This window comes from Paraburkholderia sediminicola, from assembly GCF_046027355.1.
GTDB classification, from domain to species: domain Bacteria; phylum Pseudomonadota; class Gammaproteobacteria; order Burkholderiales; family Burkholderiaceae; genus Paraburkholderia; species Paraburkholderia sediminicola_B.
On sequence record NZ_JAQQEK010000039.1, the window covers coordinates 32,412 to 55,087 of the forward strand.

The window sequence follows — 22,676 nt, forward strand, 5'->3', positions numbered from 1 at the left end:
CATCGATCATGATTGCTGCCGCGTTTTCGCGCGTCGCCGACCGCCTGCTAGTTGCGGACCCGGGCCTCGCGCGTCTCCATACCGCGCTGCGCGTTGCGCTCGCCTGCCTGCTCACCGGCGTGGCCAGCATCGCGTGGACCGTCTGCCAGGATCAGCCCATTACGCTCGCCGCGCCCGGCATCCTCTTCGCGATGGTCGCGCCGCTGTTCGTGCGCGACGCGCGGCGGACCGCCTGGTTCGGCACGCTCTTCAGCCTTTATCTCTGCGCTTGCGTGTGCTTCGCTACGGCGAGCGTACTGTGCCGTTATCCATTGGCCGGCGATGCGGGCTTCCTCGTCGTGATGTTCGTCGGCATGCTGTGCCAGGCGTGCGGGCCGCGTGCATTGGGTTGCGCGATGCTTGGCGTGGTGTGTTTTTACCTCGGCCTGTATCTGCATCCCTCGGCGACGCATCTCGCGCAGTCGCTCCTGCTGTCCGCGTTCGGCCCGTTGATGGTCGCGCTGGTGGGCCGCGTGATCGTGCCGATGCGGGCGGCGGCGACCTTTCGCCTCGCCGTTCATACGGTGACGTTGCGTGCTTCTCGTGTGCTTCACGCGCCGGTTACCGAGCATCTCTCCGCGTTGAACGAAGCCGCGCTCTCGCTCGAAGAACAGTTGGCGCTGCTGAATCCGTCGGATGCTGAAACGATTCGAGAACGGATCGTCGAAGTGGAAGTGGCGGCCGGGCAGCATGCGTTTGCATCAGGACCCGCGGATGGCGGCGTCAAGGCGAGTGCCAATGTATTGCGTCACGCGATTGCGCGGCTCAGGGAGATTGCGCACCGAGGCGACACGCGACGCGCTTTATCTACACCGGCGAGCAATGCGGTCGCGCTGACCGCGGCGCAGCGCTTTGCCGACTTGCGCAGCAAGCTCTGCTGGCTTCCCGCCACGCGCGCCACGACCGCTGCGTTGCTCGCGATGCTGATCGGCCACTCGCTTTCGCCGGAGCGTTGGTTCTGGGCAGTTATCACGACGTTCGTTGTGTTTCTCGGCACGCGGTCGCGCGCTGATACGGTGTATCGCGGCGCGCAGCGCCTTGTAGGGACGTTGGCCGGCGCGCTCGTCAGCGTGTTGCTGGTCGCGCCGCTGCACGACTCGCCAGTGCTGCTCGTGGCCGCGATGGTGATGTGCGTGTTCGGCTGGGCTTACTACATCTTGAGTGCGTATGCGCCGGGGGTGTTTTTCATCACCGTGCTTGTCGGGTTGGTCTACGGCGAACTGGGGTTCGCGATGGGGCCGCTGGTCGAAATGCGGATCGAAGAAGTGCTGGTGGGTTGTCTCGTGTCGTTCGCGGTCGCGATTCTGATGATGCCGCTTGCAGCGACGCGGCATGTCGAGGCGAGACTCGCTGCGGTGCTGGGAGCGTTGCGTGAGGGCGTGCGGTTGACCGGGTCCGATGCGCACGCGGCCGATGCGGTTGCGGCGATGCGTAAGCTCGATCGCAGTTGGCATGATCTGCGGATCGCGCTGCGGCCGCTGCAGACGCAGCGTGTGGTGGTGTGGAATCCGGATGTCGAGCTGGCGACGGGTTCGTTGCTATGTTGCCTGCATTGGGCGCGGGTGTTGAGCGATTCTGCGCGGCGAGGCGCATTGCGGGATGAGGTGGCGCTTAATACGGCGGAGGTGGGCTCGGCTCATGTCGCGTCGATCGTGGCGCGGCTGGATTCGTTGATTGCGCGTTACAACGGCGGTGTGGCGGGTGCTGCGCGTGGTGGGTCAGATGAGCGTGTGCGTGTGATGCCTGCCGTTGATTTCGACGTGAACAAGGCACCCGCACTTGCGCAGTTGGATGGCGCGGTCGCGCAGTTGTTCGATCGGTTGATGCAGCCGGTTTCGGATACGCGGCGGGTGTTCAATTGGGCGTTGAGGGGGAGGGGTGTGTAGGGCAACACGGCAGGGCTGCTTGGCTATTTAAACGAAGAAGACCCAATACGCGAGTCTTCTTCGTTTGCATTTCCCGCTACGCGGCGATGTTTTAGGTGGGAATCACGTCAGGTATAAACCTGAGTGTCGCCCAATTCGGTTGTTGCAGTGGCCCGTCTCCCCAGCGCAGATATTCAAGCTCATACAACCGGTCGGCTGGATCGGCAAACAAAAGCAGGGCTATCGGCGCGCCATCCGCGTCGTTCATCTCTCCTTCAACCGGATATAGACTCTGGCCGCCGCCGTGTGGATGCTCGTATCCATCAAGGTGCAATTGGATTAGTTCTCCGTCGGCCAGTCGGCTTCTACCTGTGCGATTGCCAGGTCACTCAGCAGCCTGTCACGCGCTTCGCTGTCAAGCCGAGCAGCTACGCCCCTGATAAAAAATATCTCGTCGTCGGTCAGTGCGCGAATCACGTCAATATCCTTTTACTGGAAAAATCGTTCCAACATTTGGTGTACCGTTGGGCAACATACGTACTCGGAACACGCGTCGGAGTGATGCCAGCACGCCGCACCCGCTGTTCATCGCGCAACACACGTGGATGTTCTTCGCCTTTGTGCTCTTTCAGATACCGGTAAAGGCCGTCCACGAGGAAGGCGCTGGCACTCTTGCCCGGCCGGAAACTCAACGCCATAAATCACGCCCTATGATTTTTGGAGATCAGGCCGTTGCACCTGAAGATGCCCGCTTGATCGGCTTGCGTGCCTGCCACAAATCGTAAGCAAGCTGCATCTCCAACCAAAGGTCAGCCCGGCCTCCATGCCTAACACCGAGCCACCGCTCGATGCGCATAGAAATTTCGGGGGTAATCCCGCCACACTTGTTGAGCAGGCGGGCCAAGACCACACGGGACACGCCAAGTTGCTCGGGGCCTCGGTGCCTGCCGTCGCCGTCCGCTTAGAATCGTGCTGCCCTTTCAACGAGACAGCCGCCAAGCGGAATGGGTGGCGCGCGCTGCTAACGCTGCTGTCGCCGAGGTTTAAACCCTACTTCTGGCGGCGCGATATCCGGATGGTCTTCGTACAGCGGTTCGAGGCCAATCACATACAGGCGATCGAGCAACCTTCCCATTGCTCGACAGAATTCTTTGAATTCCTCTTCTGGGCAGTTTTCCCGCACATACAGAATGGTTTCGTTAATCGAACCGCTCATGGCATAAAGCCGTCTACCTACTTCGGCGGCCACATCTCTGTTTTCAATCATCATTTTCTTCAACATCCCTCGCGTTCAAGACATTGTTGTCGGCACCTAAAGAAACCGGCTCCTTGGCCAGTCATCAAAGTGGTTTCAGTACAATAGTCGATACATTTCTGCAGTACAGCTTTGCAGCGTTGAGTCCAAGGCGGCGGCCAAGCCCCACATTTGACCATCCCCGGATCGGAGTCTCCGTTCGTGTTAAACAACTGAGCATAGAGTACGGCCCGCTTGGATTGAGCCGACTGATCAGGCATCAGAAGGGGGAACGGAACCTGCTCTTGGCCCGCAATTTGAAGCTCAGGCACGTTTCCTGGTACCGGCTGAGCAGATTGCGTAACAGTCAAATCGCGGTAGAAGAGTTTCCATGCGAGTTTTGCCTTCGCGAAAACGTAGCACCCCGGACACACCGGTGAAATCGTCGTTGGAGCGCCGGCCCTAAGTCTAATGCGCGCCCCGGACAGATTTGCAGCCGGCCCGACGGGATCAACACCAGCCTCATAATTGGCAACCCACTGGTCGATTTCGTCGCCCGTTATCGCCTGCGCAGCTCCACCATTCTTCGAGACCGTTCCTGTCCGGCTTGCGATGCGTCCATCGGGCGCGTAACCGTAGTCAACGGTCAGAAACCGCTTCAGTCCAACGGTCGATGCGACGGCGTCTTCGCTGTATGTGAATCGGCTTACGCGTCCCCGCTTATCGTAGGTAAACCGTGCTTCACGGTTGTTGCCGGTCACGACCGTTACACGATTGGACGCGTCTCGGTACCATTCACCAAGGAGCCAACGCGAAGCCAAATCCTGAGCAATTTGAAGGTTGCCGGTTTCATCAATCGTGTACACCCAGTCTTCTGTTTTAATGCCATTTACATAGACTGTCGCTTGCTTGAGACGATTGTTGGAGTCATAGACAGCACCAACCGTCAACGTGCTTCCGGTACTGGTCGCGTCGAAACCGCTCGCTCCCGTTGAATCGGTTGTGTTCAGTTCGCTGTAGCCGGTTACGTTACCGTTCGTGTCATACACGAAAGCACGCATCTTGCCGGGAGTTGCGACCAACGACGGATGCAGCGTCATCGCATCGGCGTATCGCACCGACGTAATTATCGTACCACTCAGATTACTAACAGCCGCTCGCACCGGTCTTCCCAAAGTGTCGTAGGAATAAGCAGCAGTTCCGTCGGGCGACGTTTTCTGAAGCAGGTTCCCGCTCGTATCCAGCGTCCGGGTTTCGGTCCCGTCAGAAGTGCTGCCTCCAGTAAGCCGCAACATGCCACCGATCGATGCGAAACTACTTGAGCCTGAGATGCCCGACGTGGACATGGTTGCTGTCCCGCTCCCGTATCCGAACTGGACATTTTTCGTGGTATCGGGATGCGTTACGGAGACAGCACGACCCATACCGTCATACGACCACGTTGCAATGCGTGCGCCGGTTTCGTCTATTACGCCCGTCAGTGCGTTCTTGAATCGTGAATCGTCGTAAATGTAGCGACGCACGTAGCCATCCGGCCATGTGACTGACACAAGATTGCTGTTTGCGTCATAGCCATATTGTGTGAGACCACCGCCTGGGTCAGTCATGCGGTAGATACGGTCCTGGCTGTCGTATTCGAGTTTGATAGTCAGATGGTCACAGTTTGGGTGCCCGCCCGCCGCACGCTGACCAATCGATGTCAGTCGCCCCGCTGCATCGTAGGTGAGCATTCTGGTGAACCCTGTATGCGTGGTCTCGGACAGCAACACACCCTGCATCGAGTACGACTCGACTGCATCGGTAGTCAGGTCTGTTAGTGTCCATCCCGCTCCAGTCTGAGCGAGGGCCAGTCCGCTAACAGCTGCGGCCCTCCATTGCCCACCGCTTAGCTGAAATGTAAGTGGTTTGCCATTTGCCCGATACGCGACGACTTTTGGCGAGTTGCCGCTCGAACCGGAAACGTTCAACAGCCGTTGCCAGTTATTCAACCACACCGGACCCATTGACCTCGCTGACGTCAGATACGGAGAAGACAGATAGCTTCTCGTGAACGTAAATGGTACGTCGTCACCGCTTCGGAAATCACTTTCTGTCAGGGCAACCTTGCCATTCGACGGGTAGACAGGATCAGCAACCGGACAAGCATCGTCCGGGTCTGTCGGGGCAGAGCACCACTGATCAATCAGGGCAAGGTCATTTATGCAAGCGTAGTTGCCCATGCCGCCTGGGGTATTGCTGGTCACATCAAGCTTGCAAGTCCTGGAACCCGGCGTCGCGCCGGACTTTGAGTAGAGTGAGAAACAGTCATCTGCGTGCACGCCGAACGCAAGTACCAGCAGTATGAGCGCAGTCAACAGGCGGCCAGCGAATCCTGCAACCTCCCCGTCGTATCTAGAGTTTTTCATTGTCATCCCTATTGGTTGTACTTGCTTGCAGCAAGACCCTATAGGGGCCGCGACGAGCGGAAAATCCGATAATTCCTAAAATTACGAAGTCCTTGCGTCAGCCTAAAAAACGCTCGGGAAATAGCCGCATCAGGCGTAGGAAATCCAGCGGTCACCGTCAGGCGTCACTGAATCACGACGTGGAAAATAGCAAGTGGGAGCGGCCGCAGGGTGTCGGCGAGCGCAAGAGAATTACTTGAGGAAATGATCGGTGGCCGAAGGTCGGACGTAGGGCCGTCACCGGAAAAAGGTGGGGTGCCGTGAAGGCCACCCCAAAGGAAGTACCATGCGGGGAAGGGGGCATCCAGATAGAAATGCGAAGTTATGTCTCGACAAACAAAACGCCGCGCATCATCAAGTCACGTCCCAATCTGTGCCCTGCCGTAAGGGGCGGTTCTGTTCAGGATAAGCTCCATGAACTGTTTTTGCGCTGCACGTAGCGCACATAAACCGGTTGCCACGAGAACGTCCGTGTCGGTGATAGGGCCGTGCAAAAAACCGACGCCCTCGCGGGTGCCGGAGAATCACAGGGTGTGATTTTTCCAGCGCTTCCGTCCCGCTTCGTACCACCGTACTCCCTGTCCATCGTCATTCACCTGGGCGAGCGCGCGCTGATCAATCTCGACGTCGACCTGCTCGAACGTCTTGGCAATGCCTACTTCGACTGGAACATGAACTACACGAACGATGCTTAGATCAAGGCGCGTGGATCAAATGGCTTGCTGGAGAAAGAGGTTGACGTGTTTCGGAGTTCCCTTAGTTGACGCAATCTTCGTAATCGACAAGGATCGCGTCCTCGCCGTCAAACTCGAAAGTCAGTCTCCCAGGATTTCAGTAGTTTCGTCCGGTGATACGCGATTAGAGCTGCTTCAAATGACGGCGATAGGTGATGACCGCTGCTGCTCAGACGGGCGACGCCTGTTGCCTCTATGGAAAAGGCGCGACGAGCGCACCCTATAGAGCACGGCACCAGTGCTACTGGATTGGTGACGGCTTTGGGACTATCTGTAATGTCGTCCAATCCGGTCCCTGCAGCCCCCCGTCTCCCCACCGTAAGAACTCGAGTTCCAAAAGTCGGTTGCCCGGGTCAGCGAACAACAGAACACAAACTTCTGCGCCGTCCGCATCCAGTACCCTTCCCTCAAATGGAAATGTATGCTGCCCGATATGGGGGGGCCGCTGGTAACCCTCGATGTGGAAAAGAATCAACGAGCCATCGTCAAGTGTCGGTTCTGCACGGGCCCTCTCCAAGTCAGACAGGAGTTCTTCCCTCTCCTTGGCATCGAGCCGGGATGCAATACCACGAACAAAAGCCCTCTCGCCATCAGTTAGTTCACGAAGCATCATTTGATCACGAAAATTGTTCCAACACTCACCTGTCCGTCTGCATGCACATATGCCCTGAATTCCACATTATTTTTCATCGTCATCCCTTTGGTTGCACTTGTTTGAAGCACAAGCACCCTATAAGGACCACGCCAAACGGAAATACGACAACTCCTAAAATTACAGATCCCAGTTATTTACGAAAAAAACAACTTACACGTTAAGACACTATGTGTAGGAAACTAGCCATAGACCTGTCAGATATCAACGGATAAGACAACGGCACCGGACATCGCCAGCGTAAGGAATTCCTGCGTTCAGGTTGGCAAAGGTAAACTGTGGAGTGTCACCGCGAGGCTACCGACCCGACATAGGTCCGGCTCCAGGGAAAAAGGATGGGATGCCGTGAAGCCCCCTAAAGAAGTACCATAAAGGGCACATCCTAGATGTAATGCCGCTCAGTTAAAAACTGAACAGCATTTGTGCTCTTGAGGCTGAAAGAGGTTATAAACGAGCGGCAGAGCTGTTAATTTTGCGGCGCCATGGCCTCCAGCCACCTCACCTATCTGCTCGAAGTACAACAGTTGGTCGCCGACCAAACCGGCGGCCTGAGCATATGCCATACGAGTGCTTTAAGAGGTAGTTAAATGAATGACGCAACCGACGAATATGAGGATGATTTAGATGATGAGTAAGCGTTGCACGAGAACCGTCTAGACCGATAGCGCCAAAGTGGACACAGTAGGCCCCACCAAACGAGTGGTGGAGACTACTTTGTCACCTGAGATAGCGACAGCAGCGAGACGGACGCGTAAAGGTACCCCCAACCACCCGATCGAGTTTCGGCGAGAACTCGCAAAGCTGGCATGTGAACCAGGCGTCTCGGTCGCACGACTGGCTCTGGAACACGGGCTCAATACGAATCTGTTGTTTAAATGGCGCCGGGCCTATCAGGCCGGGCAGTATGAGCCGCCGACACTATTGCCGGTAGAAGTGGTGCACGAGGAACGCACGATTCAGAGCGCAACTGCATTGCCCGTTCAGTCGCAGAGCAAGGCCCAGCCGGTCGTCGGGGGAGTGATTGAGATTAGCGTCGGCATTGCACGCGTGCGTATCGAAGGCACGCCCGACGCAGCCACGCTGCGTGTTGTGCTGCGTACTCTGCGTGCTGCTGCGGAGGCTGAGGCGTGATCGGTCTTCCTGGCGGCACCCGTGTATGGCTGGCTGCCGGCGTGACCGACATGCGAGCCGGATTCAACAGTCTCGCCGCCAAGGTGCAGACCGTGCTTGAACGGGATCCGTTCTGCGGACACGTCTTCGTGTTTCGCGGCAAACGCGGCGACCTGCTCAAAGTGCTGTGGTGGAGCGGCGATGGCATGTGCCTGCTGATGAAGCGACTCGAGAAGGGGCGCTTCGTCTGGCCTCAAGCCGACGGTGGCGTTATTTGCCTGAGCCCGGCGCAACTATCGATGCTGCTGGAAGGCATCGACTGGCGGCAACCGACGAGAACGGCACGACCCACGTCAGCGTTGTAAACGTCGCTGCCGGCGCGTAAACTGCTCGCATGACGCGCGCGAACCCACTTCCCGACGATGTCGAAACGCTGAAGGCCATGCTGCTCAGCCAGGAGGCAGCACTGCGCGAGCGCGACGCGCAAATGCTCAAACTACAAGAAACGGTCGACTCACAACAGGCCGCGTTGGCTTCGCGTGCAGCCGAAGTCGAACACTTGAAACTGCTCCTTGCCAAGCTGCGCCGCATGCAGTTCGGTCGCAAGTCGGAGAAGCTTGACGGTCAGATCGAGCAACTCGAGCTGCGCCTGGAAGAGCTTGAGGCCGGCGAAGGCGCAGCGCCGGTCGAAATCCCGAAGACGCCGCGCACGGCTGCAGAACAGACACCGCGCCGGCCGCTGCCTGAACATCTGCCCCGGGAGATCCGAACACACTTGCCAGAATCTGCCGGGAAGTGCACGGAATGCGGTGGCCGGATGAAGTCGCTGGGCGAAGACGTCGCCGAACAACTTGAGTACGTACCGGCAAGCTTCCGCGTCATCCGTCATGTGCGCCCGAAGTTTGCGTGCGTGTGTTGCGACTACATCTCTCAGGCGCCTGCACCGAGTCGTCCCATCGAACGCGGTCTCGCCGGCCCGGGGCTGATGGCACACGTGCTGGTCTCGAAGTTCGCAGATCACGTGCCGCTTTACCGGCAGTCGGTCATGTACGCGCGAGAAGGCGTCGAGCTTGATCGCTCGCTGCTTGCGAAGTGGGTCGGTCACGCGGCGACGCTGCTGCAGCCGCTCGTTGAAACACTGCGTCGCCACGTGATGTCAGCGACGAAACTGCACGCCGACGACACGCCGGTTCCTGTGCTTGCCCCGGGTAACGGCAAGACGAAGACCTGCCGCTTGTGGGTGTATGTGCGCGATGATCGTGCGTCGGCCGACATGACGCCGCCAGCGGTGTGGTTCGCCTATACGCCGGATCGCAAGGGCATCCATCCGCAGCAGCACCTCGAGTCGTTCAACGGTACGCTGCAAGCCGACGCGTACGGTGGCTACCAGGCCATCTACGAAACCGGGCGCGTCACGGAGGCGGCCTGCTGGGCGCACGCCCGACGACAGTTCTATGAATTGCACGCAGCGCGCCCCAATGCGTTGAACACCGAAGCGCTCGAGCGTATCGGCGCGCTATACAGGATTGAGGAAACGATCAGGGGTAAGCCGCCCGACGAGCGCCGTGCGCATCGCCAAGCGCACGCACGGCCGCTACTCGATCAATTCCATGCGTGGCTCACGACGACGTTGGAAACGCTCTCGCGCAAATCGGACTCGAGTCGGGCAATCCTCTATGCGTTGAACCGTTGGGCAGCGCTCACACGCTATTGCGATGACGGTCAGCTCGAAATCGACAATCTGCCAGTCGAGCGCGCGCTACGCGGGGTGGCCCTCGGTCGACGTAACTATCTGTTCGCTGGGGCAGACTCCGGCGGCGAACGTGCCGCCGCCATCTACAGCCTCGTCGGCACCGCAAAACTCAACGGCATCGACCCTGAGGCGTATCTGCGCTACGTGCTCGCACGCGTCGCCGACCATGCGATCAACCGTATCGACGAACTCGCACCGTGGGTCATCGCCGATCAACTCCACACCGCAGCTTAAAGGTCACGATCTCCAGTCAAGACGTTGCTGGTGCCACGCTTACGACGATGACGGAGACGATCCTCCTTTGACCCCCGCGCAACAAGCTGCTGCCGATCGTCTGACCGACGCTGACCTGCGCCTAATTGATGCCGCACTTCTCAAGCATCTGACTGGGCATTATCGAAAGGTCGCCTTAATCGTGTCACTTGGCATGGGCTCCGATACGACGTTTTACCCCGACATCATCGACGTGTTTTACGCACAGCGAATCAAGTTGATGGCTGAAAAGGGTTTGGTTGAGTCAGTCGGCGATCTGAATAGAATGCGCTACAGTGAGGTTCGCTTGCCGCAGACTGCGAGCGGTCAGGACAAGCCGATATCGGGCGAATAGCCGTAACCGGTTCTTCGTTCCCAGCAAACATATCTAGAAGGAAGGCGCGAGACGCGGCACGAAGCATCGTGCCAACCTTTCGCTGCAAGGGTTCCAACGCCCCAAAAAGTTACCCACAGAAATTGTTCTTAAGCCTGTGGATAACCACCCCACAACCGCCCCAACTCCTTGACGCAGAACCCATCTTGACCACTGCGCGCAAAGCGCCGAGAGCAAAGCACAGAGCGCAACCGCCAAAGCAGTTGCGCTCCTCAAATCCAAACATCAAACCGACTTCACCGCCGACCTTCCCCCCACCCGCATAAACGCGCTCCGCTCAACCAGCGCGCCAAACAGCAGCCCAATCGTCGCCCACATGATCGCCTGCATACCCAGCGCCGCGACGCGGAACTTCCACAGCAGCACCGCCGGGAAAGCCTCCGGCACTTCGTTGATCGTAGGCATCGACAACTGCACCGCGGCGATGATCACGATGAACACCACCGCCCCCACAATCGAGCCATTCCACGCGCCAAGCTTCACGGCCGCACGGCGCCGCACCTTGAGCGAAAACACCATCGCGGCCAGCGAGATCGCAATCATCAGGAAGAACAAACCGGTCCGCGTCCCAATCGTCTCAGGATCGCCGACCGAGGGCGGGTTCGCCGGATACTTCAGATTCGGCACGACCGCCAGTGCAATGAACGCGCCGAGCGCAAGCCACGCGGACAACGCGCGCGGGCTCAATGCGCCCACTCGTCCATAGGCGTACGCGAACACCAGCGAGAAGAGGCCGCCGAATGCCGCCCCGTAAGTCACCACGCCAGTCAACAGACCGATACCCCGCTGCGTATCGCGGCTCACAATCTCCGGTTCAGCGGCCTCGCCTTTCGCGGCGTCGGCTTTTTCTTCGAATGAAATCGCCTGATTGACCTGCGGCTCGCCCACCACCCGGGCGAAGCCGAACGTGAGCAGTCCCGCGGCGATGCCTGCGAGCATCCCGCGTACCAACAATTTACCAACCATGGTCGACTCCGTTAGTGGCAGGGAAAGCCGAGCAGATGGCGGCCGTCGTGCACGAACTCATGCACGTACATGCCCGGCACCAGCGAGGTGGCGCCCTGTTCCGCACCCACGAAGTAAAGCGCGAGCAACAGCAACAAACCGCCGAACACGACCCAAGGCAACAACTCGCGCAGCGGAATCGGCGTGGGTTGAGCAACAGGCTGGTTGGCGGGATCGAAAACAGCTTCGTTCATGATGGACATCTCCTGGGGTAACGCGCCCCGATAGTCATTGCAGAGGATTGGTGCGAAGCTCAGGTCTGGCTTTCGGCTTGTGCTGCCGATTACAGTGGCGCGACCGCGCCGGGCTCTCACCGGCTTCCGCGCTTCGCAGTCCCGCTATTCTACGCGCTAAACTTCGGCACCCGGCAACCCAAAACGTACGCTTCATCCCGCCCGCGTTCGGCTTCGGGGCGTGGCTTCACAGGACATGAACAGATGGACACACGGCTGTTACTGGTCAGCCACGCATCGACCGCCGCCCAGCGCGCAGGCCGTTTTCCCGCCGATGACCCGCTCGACGCCCGCGGCCTCGCCGAAGCCCACGCCGCACGCACGCGTCTGGCGACAGCGGACGACGCGGCCGCTTTCGTCAGCCCGGCCATCTGCGCGCGCGATACGGCAGCGGCCCTGGGCCTCGCGGCATCGGTCGATGCCGGTCTGGCGGATATGAACTACGGCACATGGCAAGGACGGCGACTAGCCGACCTCGCTGCCGAAGCGCCGCAAGACCTCGCCGCATGGACGCGCGATCCCGACGCCGCGCCACACGGCGGCGAGTCGTTCAGTCAACTCGTGAAACGGGTGGGAGAATGGCTCGACGCGCTAGATGGCGCGAAGGATCGTGCACCGACCCATGCGCGCGACGTGATCGCCGTCACCCACGCGCCGGTGCTCCGGGCAGCAATCGTGTATGCGCTCGGGGCATCGCCCGTAGTGTTTCCGCGCATTGAAATCGCGCCGCTTTCGATGATCGAGTTGCGGCGCTCGCCGCGCGGCTGGACATGGTGGCCGGCGTCACACTAGCCGCTTTCGCCTGGCGGCTTACTTACCCGACACCACCAGACGCAGCTTGTTCGAACCGGTCGGCGTCAGCGTGATGTCGGTCCGCTTGCCCTTCGCTCCCAGATAAAAGTGCTGACGTCCCGGCGAATTCTGATCGTGTGTCGCGTCCGGCAGACACGATGCGATGTCCGCCGCGACAGCTTGCAGCGCATCGGCATTCGAACCGGCGTCGTGATGCGGCGTCCATGTGCATTGATACGCACCGCGGCTCGGCGAACATTGCGCGTCATCGCCGTAAGGTTGCGCGACGCCCTTGCCGTCGTCCGGCGTCAATGAGGCAAGCCCGCCAGGGGCGGCCGCGACAATCCGTTTCAGCGATGTACAGGGGCTAGGCGCATCGTCGGCATACGCGCTGCCGGTCGGCAAGGCGCCTAGGGATGCAACGGCAAGCGCGGTGGCAAGTAATCGGGTTCTGTTCATGTCGGCGCGGTCCTTGAAAGTCACTCATAGGTATTAGCGCGGTAGCACGCTTCGTGCCCATGCACACTCACGGCCCAGTGCCAAATAAAGCCGCCAGCCCCTGCGCCGAAGCAAAAATGCCCTTGGCATCGTGCCCGACACCATCGATCACATACGTCCGATGCTTCGCCAATCCTTCCGGATGCCGCAACGCCATATAGCGCGCATAAGCCAGTCCGCGCCCGAGCCGGTGTTCCCCTTGCGTCAGCGCGGCGCACGAACGGTCGAGCGCCGGATGTTGCGGATCACAATCCGCGCCGCCGAGCAGCACGGTGACGTCACGCTGCGCGTAACGCGCTTCGAGCGCTGCGGCAGAAGCTGCGTTGTCTGCATAGCCCGGCAAATCCTCGAGCCCATACTTCCAGCGATTGAACGATGGACACATCGCCCGATCGAACGCCGCGAATTTGCCGGACGCAACGGGCCGCAGCGCATCAAAGTACACATACGACGAAGGATTCGCGACCACATAGCGTAGCGCGATGCCGCGCGCCGCGAGCGGCGCCTCGTCGCGCGCCACCACCGCATAGCGCTGCACGACCTGCGCGCCGCCTGAGTGTCCCGCGATCACCACCTCGGCAAGCGACGCGAACTGCTCGCGCGAAGCAAGCGTATGCAGAATGGCGTCGAGCACATCGAACGAACTGATCGGTGCGGGACCTTCGGCGTTTTCGCCGCCCATCCAGCTCGTCCAGTCCCAATGCAACGTGGACGGCGGCACCTCATGCGCCTCGACATCGGCAGTTGCGAGAAATTGCGGCACGATCAGCAGCGTATCGGCCGCGCTGCCGCCGGCGAGCGCGCACGAACGTTGCGCGAGTTCGAAATACGTGTCGCCGTTACGCAAGCGACCATGAATCAGAATCACGGCGCGTTGGACTTCGCGCGTCGGCGCTAGCCAGTCGCCGTTCGAAAACACGGGCACGGTGCCGCTGCCCGCTTGCGTCGTGACGCTCAGATGCCGGCTCGCGACGACCGCGACCGGGTGCTCATTCGGCGCGCGTTCGTCGTCTGTGATGAAAGGCTGGGTCATGCAATAGGCTCGTGGTTGATCAATGGGTGGCGGGCCTCGCCGCCGCGCCGCCCGACATGCGTCCGGCGCGCGTGAAGTACACCATCGCGAGCGACACGAAGCCGGCAAATATCAGGTAGAACGCGGGCGTGAGACTGCTGCCGGTCACGCGCGTCAAGCCGGTGATGGTGAGCGGCGCCATGCCGCCGAACAGCGTCACCGCAACGTTGTACGACAGCGCCACGCCCGCCGAACGGCTGCGCACCGGGAACAATGTCGCGAGCATGCCGGGATGCGCGCCGGACATCGCGGCGAGGAACAGCGTCGCGATCATCTGCGCGATGAACAGATGCCCCGGCGTCGGATTCGTCACGACGAAGTGATAGAGCGGATACACGCAGACCATCCACGCGATTACGATCGGATAGAACAGCCTGTACGCGCCATAACGATCCGCGAGCTTGCCCGACAGCGGAAACAGAAACAGATTCAAGACGCCGGACACGAACGCGCCGAGCAACGCGGTGGAGAGAGGCAAATGCAATTGCCGTTCGACATACACCGACAGATATGAATGCCACACATAATTGGTCGCTGCCCCGATGATGATCACGCCCATTGCACAGATCGCCGCGTCGCCGTTATCGCGGAAGAACTGGCGGATCGTGACGCGCGGCGGTTTGTCCTTGTGATCGAGCAGCCGCTCGAACTCCGGCGACTCGGCCACGCGATGCCGGATGTAGAAGCCGAACGGCCCCGCCAACGCGCCGAATAGGAACGGCAGACGCCAACCCCACGCCACCAGTTGCTCATGCGTGAGCTGCGTGGTCAGCAGATAGCCGACCCCGGACGACAACAGCAACGCGAACGCCTGCGCCGACATGTTGAAGCTGCCGTAAAACATCTTCTTGTGCGGCGGCGCGTACTCGACCAGCATCGCCGACGCCGTCGCGAACTGTCCGCCCACGGAGAGCCCTTGCAACAGGCGCGCGAGCACCACCAGCAACGGCGCCGCGATGCCGATGCGCGCATAGCCCGGCGTCAAACCCATCAGCAAGGTGCTGGCCGCCATCGAAATGATCAGCAGCGAGAGCGCTTTGCGGCGCCCCGCGCGATCCGCGTAGATACCGAGCAGAATGCCGCCGATCGGCCGCACGATGAAACCGACGGCGAACGTGGCGAGCGTCAGCATGATCGACACGAAGCCACTGCCGCCGGGAAAGAACACTTGGGCGATGATCTTCGCGAAGTAGCCGTAGATCAGAAAGTCGAACCACTCGAGCCCGTTACCGAGCACGGAGGCGAAGATCGCGCGCCGCACCATCGACGGACTCAAGGCGTTCGACGCATCGGCGCCGGACGCGGTAGCGTCGCGCTGATTGAAGGTCGCTTCGCTCATTGCTCGCATCCCTGAGTGTCGAACATCGCCGCCAGCGCGCACACCGAGGTCAGCATACGCGCACCGTTGTGCCCCACGCCCGGCACGATATGAAAACTCTGCTTCAGGCCGTCCGGATGACGCGACTGGATATACCGGTAGTACGCCTCGGCGCGCGCGACGCGTTGCGGCCCTTGCGCTTCTGCGGCGCAGGTTCTGTCGAGCGCGCTTTGCTGCGGATCGTCATCCGCGCCGCCGACGAGGTAGTCGATCCGGCGCGCCGCATAGGTCGCTTCGAGCTGCGCGGGCGTCCGGTCGTCGAGATAGGGCGGCCGGTTGTCCATGCCGTATTTCCATTGATTGAAGTCCGGACATTGCGCCGCGTCGAACGGCGCTGCAATGCCCTGCGCGTTGGGCCGTTGCGCATCGAAATACGCATACGTGGACGGACTCGCCACCACGTACCGCACGTCGATACCCTCGCCGGTCAGCGCGGCGATGTTGCGCGCCGCGACGGCGTAGCGCTGCACGACTTGTCCGCCGCCCGAATGCCCGGCGAATACCACATGTCGCAGATTGGGAAACAGCTTGCGATCGGCGAGACGCGTGACGATCGCATCGAGCACCTCATAGGAACTGATCGGCAGCGGCGCGCGCGCCGCTTCGCCGCCCATCCAGGCGTCGCCGGTCCAACGCAGCAGATCGGCGGGTTCATCATGCACGCGCGTGTCGAGCGTGGCGAGGAATTGCGGCGCGATCAACAGCGTGGCGTCGGGGTCCGCGTGTGCGGCATCGCGAGCATTCTGCGCGGTGCGAAAGTACACGTCCGCGTTGCGCAGCTTGCCGTGAATCACGATCACCGCGCGCGTCACTTGCGGCTGCGCGACGTTCCAATCCTTCGACAGATACAGCGGAAATTCCGCTTGCCCTTGCGGCGTGTCGAGCGTGAAGCGCGTATCCGAGATCGTCGCCACCGGCTTCAGATGCGGCTCGTAGGCATGGACCGCGAGCGCGGGTCGCACGAGCGTCATCAGCAGTGCAGCGGCTGTTGCGGCGCATAGCAACCCAAGACGTCGTGAAAGAGTAAAAGTCATGCAGCTTGCTCCTGATCACCGTGTACTGTCTTGAACGCGGCGCATCGTCAAATCCGTCGTTGAAAAACCGAATACTCAGAACCGGTGGCGAATACCGAGCGTCACGCCGGTCTGATTCGGACCGAACGCGGTGTCGCTCGTCAAGCCGACGGGGGTGTACTGATCGTTGGCGTAGTGCGTGGATGCGGCATAGGCGACGGTTGCGTACACATCGGTTCGCTTCGACAGAATATAGTCCGCCCCCAGTACGCCCATCAACGAGTTCGACACGTTGTCCGCCTTGTTGCTCTGGTAGTACGCGGCGGCCGTCAGGCGGAAAGCCGGCGCGATCAGATAACGCACGCCGCCGAACCACAATGCCGACGACACTGACTTGCCCTTGGTCGGGTTAAACAAATAGTGCTCATAGCCGCCCATGACCGTGACGTCGCCGAGCTGCTCGCGCGCCGAGGCGCTCCAGTTGCGCGACTTGGTCCACATGCCGGTCGAGTTGATCGCGCCGTTGCGGTAGTCGTAGGCCACGGCCGCGGCGAAGCTGCCCATGTCGTAATCAAGCGCGCCGCCGTAGGCCGCGCTGCTCTGAAACGAATCCGCCGAGCCACCGAAGCTGTAATCCGCCGTCGCCGTCAAACCGCCGAAGCGCCCCACATATTTCACCGAGTTGTTCACGCGCGCCTTGAACGAAAAGCCGTCGACGGAACCGGTGGTCGGCATCCACGTGTATTGCTGGCCGAACACCATCGGGTCGTATTTGATGAGCGTGTCGTACATCGCCGTGTACTGCAAGCCCGCTGACAGCGCGCCGTACGCATTCGAAAGCCCCACTGCCGCGGTGCGGTTGAACAGCACGCCGGCGCTCGCGTTGGTGCCGTCGTTGCCATTGAATCCGGCTTCGAGAATGAAGAACGCTTTATTGCCGCCGCCGAGATCTTCGGCGCCGCGAAAGCCGAAGCGCGAATTGCTTAGACCGCCGGAATTCTCGCGGACCAGCGAGCCGCCGCTGGCGCCCGCGTGGTTGAGAAATTCGAGGTTGGTGTCGATCACACCGTATAGCGTGACCGATGCTTGCGCGTGTGCGCCTACACAACTCACCACGGCCAAAGCGGCCGCCGCACATTGTTTTTTCACTGACGTCTCCGTTGATCTTGTTGTATGTCGCTGTCATGTCGATGCGATGGACGAGATCGTAGGATCGGCCGTGGTAAATGTAAAATACCTGTTTCACGCACAATCCATATCTATTCGATATGGCAGCAAACCAACCTTCGGGCGCTGTCCGGGAGACAAAACACCATGGAACTGCGGCATCTGCGTTACTTTCTGGCGGTCGCCGAAGAAGGCCAATTCACGCGCGCGGCGGAGCGGCTGGCCATGCAACAGCCGCCTCTCTCACAGCAGATTCGAACGCTGGAAGAGGAGATCGGCTTCGAACTTTTCGTGCGCATGCCGCGTGGCGTCACCTTGACGCCGGCCGGCCAAGCCTTCGCGGAAGACGCGCAATGCTTGCTGCAGAATCTGCAGCAAGCGGTCGAAAAAGCGAGCCGGATTGCGCGCGGCGAGCTCGGCACGATTTCGATCGGGCTGACGAGTTCCGCAGCGTTCCATCCGTTCACGACCGAGGCGATCCGTGCGTTTCGCTCGGTGTGCCCCGAGGTCGCCGTGGAGCTTGCCGAACTCAACGCGGCGGAGATCATCGAGCGTCTCGCTGCGGGCCAGATTCAGGCGGCGTTTCTACGCAAACCTGTCGACTCGCGCGAAGGCGTGGCGTTCGAGTTACTGCTCGACGAGCCGATGGTCGTGGTGTTGCCGGTCGGTCATCCGTTACTCAAGGGCAAGAAGCGGCCGCAAGTGTCGCTGAAAGCGTTGGCGCACGAAGACTTTATTCTGGTCCGCCGCCCAGGCGCACCCGGCATGTACGCCGATATCCTCGCCGCGTGCCGGCAGGCCGGCTTCGTTCCGCGGATTGCCCGTGAAGTGCCGCGCATGGTGTCGGGCATCAACCTCGTTGCGGCGGGTCTGGGCGTGACGCTGGTGCCCGCTTCCATGCAGCGTTACGACCAGGTGGGCACCGTGTATTGCACGCTCGCGAATCCCTCGAAACTCAGCGCGCCGCTGCACCTCGCCTATCCCACGGCGTTGCATAACAGCGCGGCCACGCGCTTCATTCAACTGGTGAAGGAGCGCGCCGGCGGATGAGTCCGTTAATGGGCACAGATATTGCGTTCTCGCCGTACCGGCTGAACAACCACCAGCCACTCATCGACGCCAAAACGCTACGCCATGTCAAACAGACACGCCGCCGCCAAGCCGGCCCGCCTTTCCTCGGGAATCGACGGAATCGACGACATCCTGGGAGGCGGTCTCACGCCGCACCGCATGTACCTGGTGGAGGGTGCGCCCGGTACAGGTAAAACTACCCTGGCCTTGCAATTCTTACTCAAGGGTGTCGAAGAAGGACAAAGAGGTCTGTACATCACGCTGTCCGAAACCCGCTCCGAATTGATCGCGGTGGCCGACAGTCATGGCTGGGACATCAGCCGGTTCGCGATTCTCGAATTGCTTTCCGACGAAGGCCTCGACCCGCAATACGAGCAGACCGTGCTGCACCCGGCCGAGGTCGAACTCGGCGAGACCGTGCGCAACGTCATCCAGCAGGTCGACGAACTCAAACCGTCGCGCATCGTGCTCGACAGTCTCTCCGAGTTGCGTCTGCTGTCGCAGAACCCGCTGCGTTACCGGCGGCAGATTCTCGCGCTCAAGCGCTACTTTGCCACCCGTGAATGCACGGTGCTGCTGCTCGACGACAATACGGCCGATCCGAGCGACGTGCAGTTGCACAGCATCGCGCACGGCGTGATCAGCCTCGACAATCTCGTGCACGACTACGGCGGCAACCGGCGGCGCACGCGCATTGCAAAGATGCGCGGCATCAAATTCCGCGAGGGGTACCACGACTTCACGCTCGACACTGGCGGCATCCACGTGTATCCGCGCCTCGTCGCGGCCGAACACCACGCGAAGTTCGACGCCGAGGTGGTCAGCACCGGTACGCCGGGACTCGACGCATTGCTAGGCGGCGGTCTGATCCCCGGCACCAATGCGCTGATGATCGGCCCTTCGGGCGTCGGCAAGACTACTACGGTGGTGTCGTGCCTGGTCGCGGCGCTCGAACGCGGCGAGCGCTGCGTCTACTACGTGTTCGACGAGACCCTCACCACGCTGATGATCCGCTGCTCGACGCTCGGCATGCATCTGGCGCCGCACGTGGAGAGCGGCCTGCTGACGCTGCGCCAGATCGATCCGGCCGAAATCTCGCCCGGCGAATTCGCGAGCGACGTGCGCCACTCGGTCGAGAAGAGAGACGTCAAGTACGTCGCGATCGACAGCCTGAACGCCTATCTTCAGGCGATGCCCGGCGAGCGCTATCTGCTGCTGCAAATGCATGAACTGCTCGGCTACCTGAACCAGCAAGGCATCATCACGATGCTCGTGCTGGGACAGCACGGCATTATCGGCGAGGTCCAGAACGATATCGACATCAGCTATCTGAGCGACGTGGTCGTGCTGTTCCGCTATTTCGAACACCACGGCGAAGTGCTCACCGCCGTGACGGCCGTGAAGAGCCGCGCCAATGCCCACGAGCGCTCGATCCGGCAGTTCCGGCTCGGCAGCAACGGCGTGGAAGTGGGCGAGGCGCTGCGCGACTTCGAGGGTGTGCTCTCCGGACTGCCGGCTTATCGCGGCAGCACTGCGCTGCTCGGTGCGACGAACCGCGTCATCGACACGTCCGGGCAGTAAGTCATGGAGCAACGCGTCCTTATCCTGGCGCCGTTTGGCCGCGACGCCGATGTGATTGCCGAGGTGCTGCACAAAGATAAGCGCCTCTGCGTGGCATGCCGCGATGCCGACACGCTCACCGCGGCGCTGGACGCCGGTGCGGGCACCGCGCTGATCGCTGAAGAAGCGCTCGCGGGCAACCACGCGATCCGGTTGTTCACCTGGCTCGAACAGCAGCCGGCGTGGTCCGACTTCCCGTTCATTCTGCTCGCCGCCTCACGCCTCGGACATCGCTCCGAACGCGGCCTGGAAGTGCTCGAACGGCTCGGCAACGTGGTCGTGCTCGAACGTCCGCTGAATTCGGAAACGCTGCGGCGCGCGGTGGCGTCGTCGTTGCGGGCACGCGCGCGGCAATACGAATCGCGCCGCCATCTGGCCGAGCGGATCGAAGCGCAAGAGGCGCTGGTGCAATTGAACGACTCGCTGGAAAGCCGCATCGCCGAACGCACTCACGAACTCGCCTCCGCCAACAATCGGCTGATGATGGAAATTCACGAGCGCGCCAAAGTGCAGGCGGTGCTGGTGCAATCGCAGAAGATGGAAGCGCTCGGGCAACTCACCGGCGGCATCGCGCACGACTTCAACAATCTGCTGAACGTCATCATGGTCAACGCAGAGCTGATTGCGCGCGTGAGCAGCGACGAGCGCCTGCGCGGCATGGCGGCCACCGTCAAACGCGCGACCGAACGCGGCGCGAAACTGACGGGACAGTTGCTCACTTTCTCGCGCAACAGCAACCTCGATCTGAAAGCGGTGGACGTGGTGGCGTTGCTGCAAGGCATGCGCGACATCATCACGGTCTCGCTCGGGTCGAGCATCCGTTATACCAACGAGTTCGACGGCGAAGAGATGTGGACTGAGGCCGACGCCAATCAGCTCGAACTGGCCGTTCTCAATCTCGCCATCAATGCGCGCGATGCCATGCCGGGCGGCGGCCAGCTCGGCATTCGCGTGAAGGAGCGCGACGCGCCCGACCAGACACTCGACGAAGGCCGCTACGTGGTAGTCGAAGTCGCCGATACCGGCTCGGGTGTGCCGGTCGATGTGGTGTCGCGCGTGTTCGATCCGTTCTTCACCACCAAGCCGATCGGCAAGGGGACGGGGCTCGGCTTGAGCCAGGTCTACGGCATTGCGAGGCAGGCGGGCGGCACCGCGCGTCTGTTCAGCGAGGAAGGCGTGGGCACCACCGTGGAGATCTGGCTGCCATTGCGCGAACGCGTGGCGCCGCAGGCCGAAGCGGCGTCCAATGCGGAAGCGAACGTGGTCGGCGAAAAGCGCGTCCTGGTGGTTGAAGACGACGGCGAGGTGCGCGCCATGCTGGTCGAGTCGCTGAGAATGCTTGGCTACACCGTGACCGAAGCCGCCGACGGACGCGCGGGCCTGAACCGTTTGCAGGACGACAACCCGGACCTGCTGATGGTGGACTTCGCGATGCCCGGCATGAACGGGATCGACGTCATCGCCGAGGCGCGCAAGATGCGCGAGGATTTGCCGGTGATCCTCGCAACGGGTTATGCGGACGTGGATATTTCCGGGCTGGCGGTGAAGCGCTGCACGATTTTGCGCAAGCCTTTTCAGCTCGATGATTTGGCGCGTACGGTAAGGCTTGGCCTCGCGGCTTGAGCGACGTTGGCATAGCGAAGCCCGGCGCCTGTCAACGCACGCGGCCACCACATCGCCACAAAAAATTCCGATTCAATAGTTTGCTAACGAATTTTTTGGAAATACAATACCGGCCATGTCGAATCTCGATACCTTGCGCCGGACAGTCAGCAGCACGCTGGTCGTCGCCGCCCGAAAATGGCGGCGCACGAGCCACGGCGTGCTGGCGGCCTTCAATGTCTCTGAGGCGTGCGCCACGCCGCTCCTGACCGCCAGCCGGCTCGGCGCAGCGGTGCGCCAGGTCACGCTCGCCGATCACATCGGTATCGAAGGGCCCTCGCTCGTGCGGCTGCTCGATCAACTGTGCGCCGCGGGTTTGATGCGTCGCGACGAAGACCCCGAAGACCGGCGCGCGAAAACCGTGGTGCTCACTGAAGAAGGCCGCGCCGTCACCACGAAGATGGAAGAAGAACTGGTCACGCTACGCGCGCAAGCGTTGAAGGGCGTCTCGCGCAGCGATCTCGAAGCGACCTTGCGCGTGCTGGCCGCGTTCACGGCCGACGCCAGCGAACGCGCCGATCAGAACAGCGATTCCAGCGGCGATCTGGACAGCGATAAGCGCGCCCAACGCGCCTCGGGCGAACGAGCCCAGGCCGCCAACCAGCCGCGCAAAGCGACCAAAGCAAACAAGTCGAACAAAGGCAAAGCAGACAGCGCCGCGCCACATAGCGCCGGCGATCCGGCGTAA

At 61.1% G+C, this 22,676-nt stretch carries 23 protein-coding genes and 1 riboswitch; of the genes, 11 read left to right on the plus strand and 12 right to left on the minus strand.

The genetic code is table 11. The features are described from left to right. The first annotated feature begins 8 nt into the window (after window positions 1-8). Window positions 9-1,925, plus strand: coding sequence for an FUSC family protein (locus PQR42_RS38930; RefSeq protein ID WP_408495203.1), 1,917 nt, complete (start codon window positions 9-11; stop codon window positions 1,923-1,925). A gap of 91 nt (window positions 1,926-2,016) precedes the next feature. Here the strand turns inward: PQR42_RS38930 and PQR42_RS38935 are convergent, their stop codons facing one another. From PQR42_RS38935 to PQR42_RS38950, 4 genes are all read right to left on the minus strand, one after another. After that, complete coding sequence (locus PQR42_RS38935) at window positions 2,017-2,238, minus strand: DUF6984 family protein (protein WP_408390860.1); 222 nt, start codon at window positions 2,236-2,238, stop codon at window positions 2,017-2,019. A 5-nt stretch (window positions 2,239-2,243) separates the two neighbouring features. After that, on the minus strand, window positions 2,244-2,381 hold the full coding sequence (locus PQR42_RS38940; RefSeq protein WP_408390857.1) for a hypothetical protein: 138 nt from the start codon (window positions 2,379-2,381) through the stop codon (window positions 2,244-2,246). 544 nt (window positions 2,382-2,925) lie between these two features. Continuing rightward, window positions 2,926-3,186 carry a hypothetical protein gene (locus tag PQR42_RS38945; RefSeq protein ID WP_408390855.1) on the minus strand — a complete coding sequence of 87 codons (261 nt, stop codon included), beginning with the start codon at window positions 3,184-3,186 and terminating at the stop codon, window positions 2,926-2,928. After that, window positions 3,180-5,543: a DUF6531 domain-containing protein gene (locus PQR42_RS38950; protein WP_408390853.1), complete on the minus strand. Its 2,364-nt coding sequence runs from the start codon at window positions 5,541-5,543 to the stop codon at window positions 3,180-3,182. Before PQR42_RS38950 ends, PQR42_RS38945 begins: the two co-directional genes overlap by 7 nt. 527 nt (window positions 5,544-6,070) lie before the next feature. Between PQR42_RS38950 and PQR42_RS38955 the strand changes: the two genes are divergently transcribed. After that, window positions 6,071-6,277: a hypothetical protein gene (locus PQR42_RS38955; protein WP_408390851.1), complete on the plus strand. Its 207-nt coding sequence runs from the start codon at window positions 6,071-6,073 to the stop codon at window positions 6,275-6,277. A gap of 280 nt (window positions 6,278-6,557) precedes the next feature. Here PQR42_RS38955 and PQR42_RS38960 read toward each other — a convergent pair whose 3' ends face one another. Beyond that, window positions 6,558-6,929 carry a DUF6984 family protein gene (locus tag PQR42_RS38960; RefSeq protein WP_408495205.1) on the minus strand — a complete coding sequence of 124 codons (372 nt, stop codon included), beginning with the start codon at window positions 6,927-6,929 and terminating at the stop codon, window positions 6,558-6,560. Between the two features lie 753 nt (window positions 6,930-7,682). On the opposite strand from PQR42_RS38960, the gene tnpA reads away from it, so the two are divergent. The 4 genes from tnpA to PQR42_RS38980 all read left to right on the plus strand — a co-directional run bounded on the left by tnpA (window position 7,683) and on the right by PQR42_RS38980 (window position 10,438). Continuing rightward, on the plus strand, window positions 7,683-8,099 hold the full coding sequence (gene tnpA, locus PQR42_RS38965; protein ID WP_408390849.1) for an IS66-like element accessory protein TnpA: 417 nt from the start codon (window positions 7,683-7,685) through the stop codon (window positions 8,097-8,099). Beyond that, window positions 8,096-8,443: an IS66 family insertion sequence element accessory protein TnpB gene (tnpB, locus tag PQR42_RS38970; protein WP_035936947.1), complete on the plus strand. Its 348-nt coding sequence runs from the start codon at window positions 8,096-8,098 to the stop codon at window positions 8,441-8,443. The genes tnpA and tnpB overlap by 4 nt, the downstream gene beginning before the upstream one ends. 29 nt (window positions 8,444-8,472) lie before the next feature. Continuing rightward, window positions 8,473-10,065: an IS66 family transposase gene (gene tnpC / locus PQR42_RS38975; RefSeq protein ID WP_459252333.1), complete on the plus strand. Its 1,593-nt coding sequence runs from the start codon at window positions 8,473-8,475 to the stop codon at window positions 10,063-10,065. A gap of 67 nt (window positions 10,066-10,132) precedes the next feature. Beyond that, entirely contained in the window at window positions 10,133-10,438 is a 306-nt protein-coding gene (locus PQR42_RS38980) for a DUF3658 domain-containing protein (RefSeq protein WP_408390847.1), read from the plus strand. 264 nt (window positions 10,439-10,702) lie between these two features. Here the strand turns inward: PQR42_RS38980 and PQR42_RS38985 are convergent, their stop codons facing one another. Beyond that, window positions 10,703-11,443 carry a CbtA family protein gene (locus PQR42_RS38985; RefSeq protein ID WP_408390845.1) on the minus strand — a complete coding sequence of 247 codons (741 nt, stop codon included), beginning with the start codon at window positions 11,441-11,443 and terminating at the stop codon, window positions 10,703-10,705. 11 nt (window positions 11,444-11,454) lie between these two features. Beyond that, window positions 11,455-11,676, minus strand: coding sequence for a CbtB domain-containing protein (locus PQR42_RS38990; RefSeq protein WP_408205154.1), 222 nt, complete (start codon window positions 11,674-11,676; stop codon window positions 11,455-11,457). A gap of 2 nt (window positions 11,677-11,678) precedes the next feature. Further along, window positions 11,679-11,832, minus strand: a riboswitch (adenosylcobalamin (AdoCbl) riboswitch). A gap of 87 nt (window positions 11,833-11,919) precedes the next feature. Here PQR42_RS38990 and PQR42_RS38995 point away from each other — a divergent pair. Continuing rightward, window positions 11,920-12,507, plus strand: a complete 588-nt coding sequence (locus PQR42_RS38995; protein ID WP_408390843.1) for a histidine phosphatase family protein — start codon at window positions 11,920-11,922, stop codon at window positions 12,505-12,507. 18 nt (window positions 12,508-12,525) lie between these two features. On the opposite strand, the gene PQR42_RS39000 is transcribed toward PQR42_RS38995, so the two are convergent. The 5 genes from PQR42_RS39000 to PQR42_RS39020 all read right to left on the minus strand — a co-directional run bounded on the left by PQR42_RS39000 (window position 12,526) and on the right by PQR42_RS39020 (window position 17,617). Next, the gene (locus tag PQR42_RS39000; RefSeq protein ID WP_408390840.1) at window positions 12,526-12,966 is read right to left on the minus strand and encodes a hypothetical protein; all 441 of its coding nucleotides are present in this window, start codon (window positions 12,964-12,966) and stop codon (window positions 12,526-12,528) included. Window positions 12,967-13,033: 67 nt separating this feature from the next. Then, entirely contained in the window at window positions 13,034-14,038 is a 1,005-nt protein-coding gene (locus tag PQR42_RS39005) for an alpha/beta hydrolase (RefSeq protein ID WP_408390838.1), read from the minus strand. 19 nt (window positions 14,039-14,057) lie between these two features. Then, window positions 14,058-15,416 carry an MFS transporter gene (locus PQR42_RS39010; protein WP_408205158.1) on the minus strand — a complete coding sequence of 453 codons (1,359 nt, stop codon included), beginning with the start codon at window positions 15,414-15,416 and terminating at the stop codon, window positions 14,058-14,060. Then, entirely contained in the window at window positions 15,413-16,489 is a 1,077-nt protein-coding gene (locus PQR42_RS39015; protein WP_408495210.1) for an alpha/beta hydrolase, read from the minus strand. Before PQR42_RS39015 ends, PQR42_RS39010 begins: the two co-directional genes overlap by 4 nt. A 75-nt stretch (window positions 16,490-16,564) precedes the next feature. Next, window positions 16,565-17,617, minus strand: coding sequence for a porin (locus PQR42_RS39020; RefSeq protein WP_408390834.1), 1,053 nt, complete (start codon window positions 17,615-17,617; stop codon window positions 16,565-16,567). 165 nt (window positions 17,618-17,782) lie between these two features. On the opposite strand from PQR42_RS39020, the gene PQR42_RS39025 reads away from it, so the two are divergent. The 4 genes from PQR42_RS39025 (at window position 17,783) to PQR42_RS39040 (ending at window position 22,676) form a co-directional block, all read left to right on the plus strand. Next, window positions 17,783-18,685 (plus strand): LysR family transcriptional regulator, encoded by a 903-nt coding sequence (locus tag PQR42_RS39025; protein ID WP_408390832.1) that lies wholly within the window; start codon window positions 17,783-17,785, stop codon window positions 18,683-18,685. Between the two features lie 84 nt (window positions 18,686-18,769). Then, window positions 18,770-20,287: an ATPase domain-containing protein gene (locus PQR42_RS39030; RefSeq protein ID WP_408205392.1), complete on the plus strand. Its 1,518-nt coding sequence runs from the start codon at window positions 18,770-18,772 to the stop codon at window positions 20,285-20,287. A gap of 3 nt (window positions 20,288-20,290) precedes the next feature. Then, complete coding sequence (locus PQR42_RS39035; RefSeq protein WP_408205162.1) at window positions 20,291-21,949, plus strand: ATP-binding protein; 1,659 nt, start codon at window positions 20,291-20,293, stop codon at window positions 21,947-21,949. Window positions 21,950-22,064: 115 nt separating this feature from the next. Then, window positions 22,065-22,676 carry a MarR family winged helix-turn-helix transcriptional regulator gene (locus tag PQR42_RS39040; protein WP_408390831.1) on the plus strand — a complete coding sequence of 204 codons (612 nt, stop codon included), beginning with the start codon at window positions 22,065-22,067 and terminating at the stop codon, window positions 22,674-22,676.

Bases quoted from the DNA above. Each gene is read 5' to 3' on its own strand.
- PQR42_RS38930 (WP_408495203.1), top strand. From the start codon at position 9: ATGATTGCTGCCGCGTTTTCGCGCGTCGCCGACCGCCTGCTAGTTGCG.
- PQR42_RS38945 (WP_408390855.1), bottom strand. From the start codon at position 3,186: ATGTTGAAGAAAATGATGATTGAAAACAGAGATGTGGCCGCCGAAGTA.
- PQR42_RS38950 (WP_408390853.1), bottom strand. From the start codon at position 5,543: ATGAAAAACTCTAGATACGACGGGGAGGTTGCAGGATTCGCTGGCCGC.
- PQR42_RS38960 (WP_408495205.1), bottom strand. From the start codon at position 6,929: ATGATGCTTCGTGAACTAACTGATGGCGAGAGGGCTTTTGTTCGTGGT.
- tnpC (WP_459252333.1), top strand. From the start codon at position 8,473: ATGACGCGCGCGAACCCACTTCCCGACGATGTCGAAACGCTGAAGGCC.
- PQR42_RS38985 (WP_408390845.1), bottom strand. From the start codon at position 11,443: ATGGTTGGTAAATTGTTGGTACGCGGGATGCTCGCAGGCATCGCCGCG.
- PQR42_RS38990 (WP_408205154.1), bottom strand. From the start codon at position 11,676: ATGAACGAAGCTGTTTTCGATCCCGCCAACCAGCCTGTTGCTCAACCC.
- PQR42_RS38995 (WP_408390843.1), top strand. From the start codon at position 11,920: ATGGACACACGGCTGTTACTGGTCAGCCACGCATCGACCGCCGCCCAG.
- PQR42_RS39000 (WP_408390840.1), bottom strand. From the start codon at position 12,966: ATGAACAGAACCCGATTACTTGCCACCGCGCTTGCCGTTGCATCCCTA.
- PQR42_RS39005 (WP_408390838.1), bottom strand. From the start codon at position 14,038: ATGACCCAGCCTTTCATCACAGACGACGAACGCGCGCCGAATGAGCAC.
- PQR42_RS39010 (WP_408205158.1), bottom strand. From the start codon at position 15,416: ATGAGCGAAGCGACCTTCAATCAGCGCGACGCTACCGCGTCCGGCGCC.
- PQR42_RS39015 (WP_408495210.1), bottom strand. From the start codon at position 16,489: ATGACTTTTACTCTTTCACGACGTCTTGGGTTGCTATGCGCCGCAACA.
- PQR42_RS39025 (WP_408390832.1), top strand. From the start codon at position 17,783: ATGGAACTGCGGCATCTGCGTTACTTTCTGGCGGTCGCCGAAGAAGGC.
- PQR42_RS39030 (WP_408205392.1), top strand. From the start codon at position 18,770: ATGTCAAACAGACACGCCGCCGCCAAGCCGGCCCGCCTTTCCTCGGGA.
- PQR42_RS39035 (WP_408205162.1), top strand. From the start codon at position 20,291: ATGGAGCAACGCGTCCTTATCCTGGCGCCGTTTGGCCGCGACGCCGAT.
- PQR42_RS39040 (WP_408390831.1), top strand. From the start codon at position 22,065: ATGTCGAATCTCGATACCTTGCGCCGGACAGTCAGCAGCACGCTGGTC.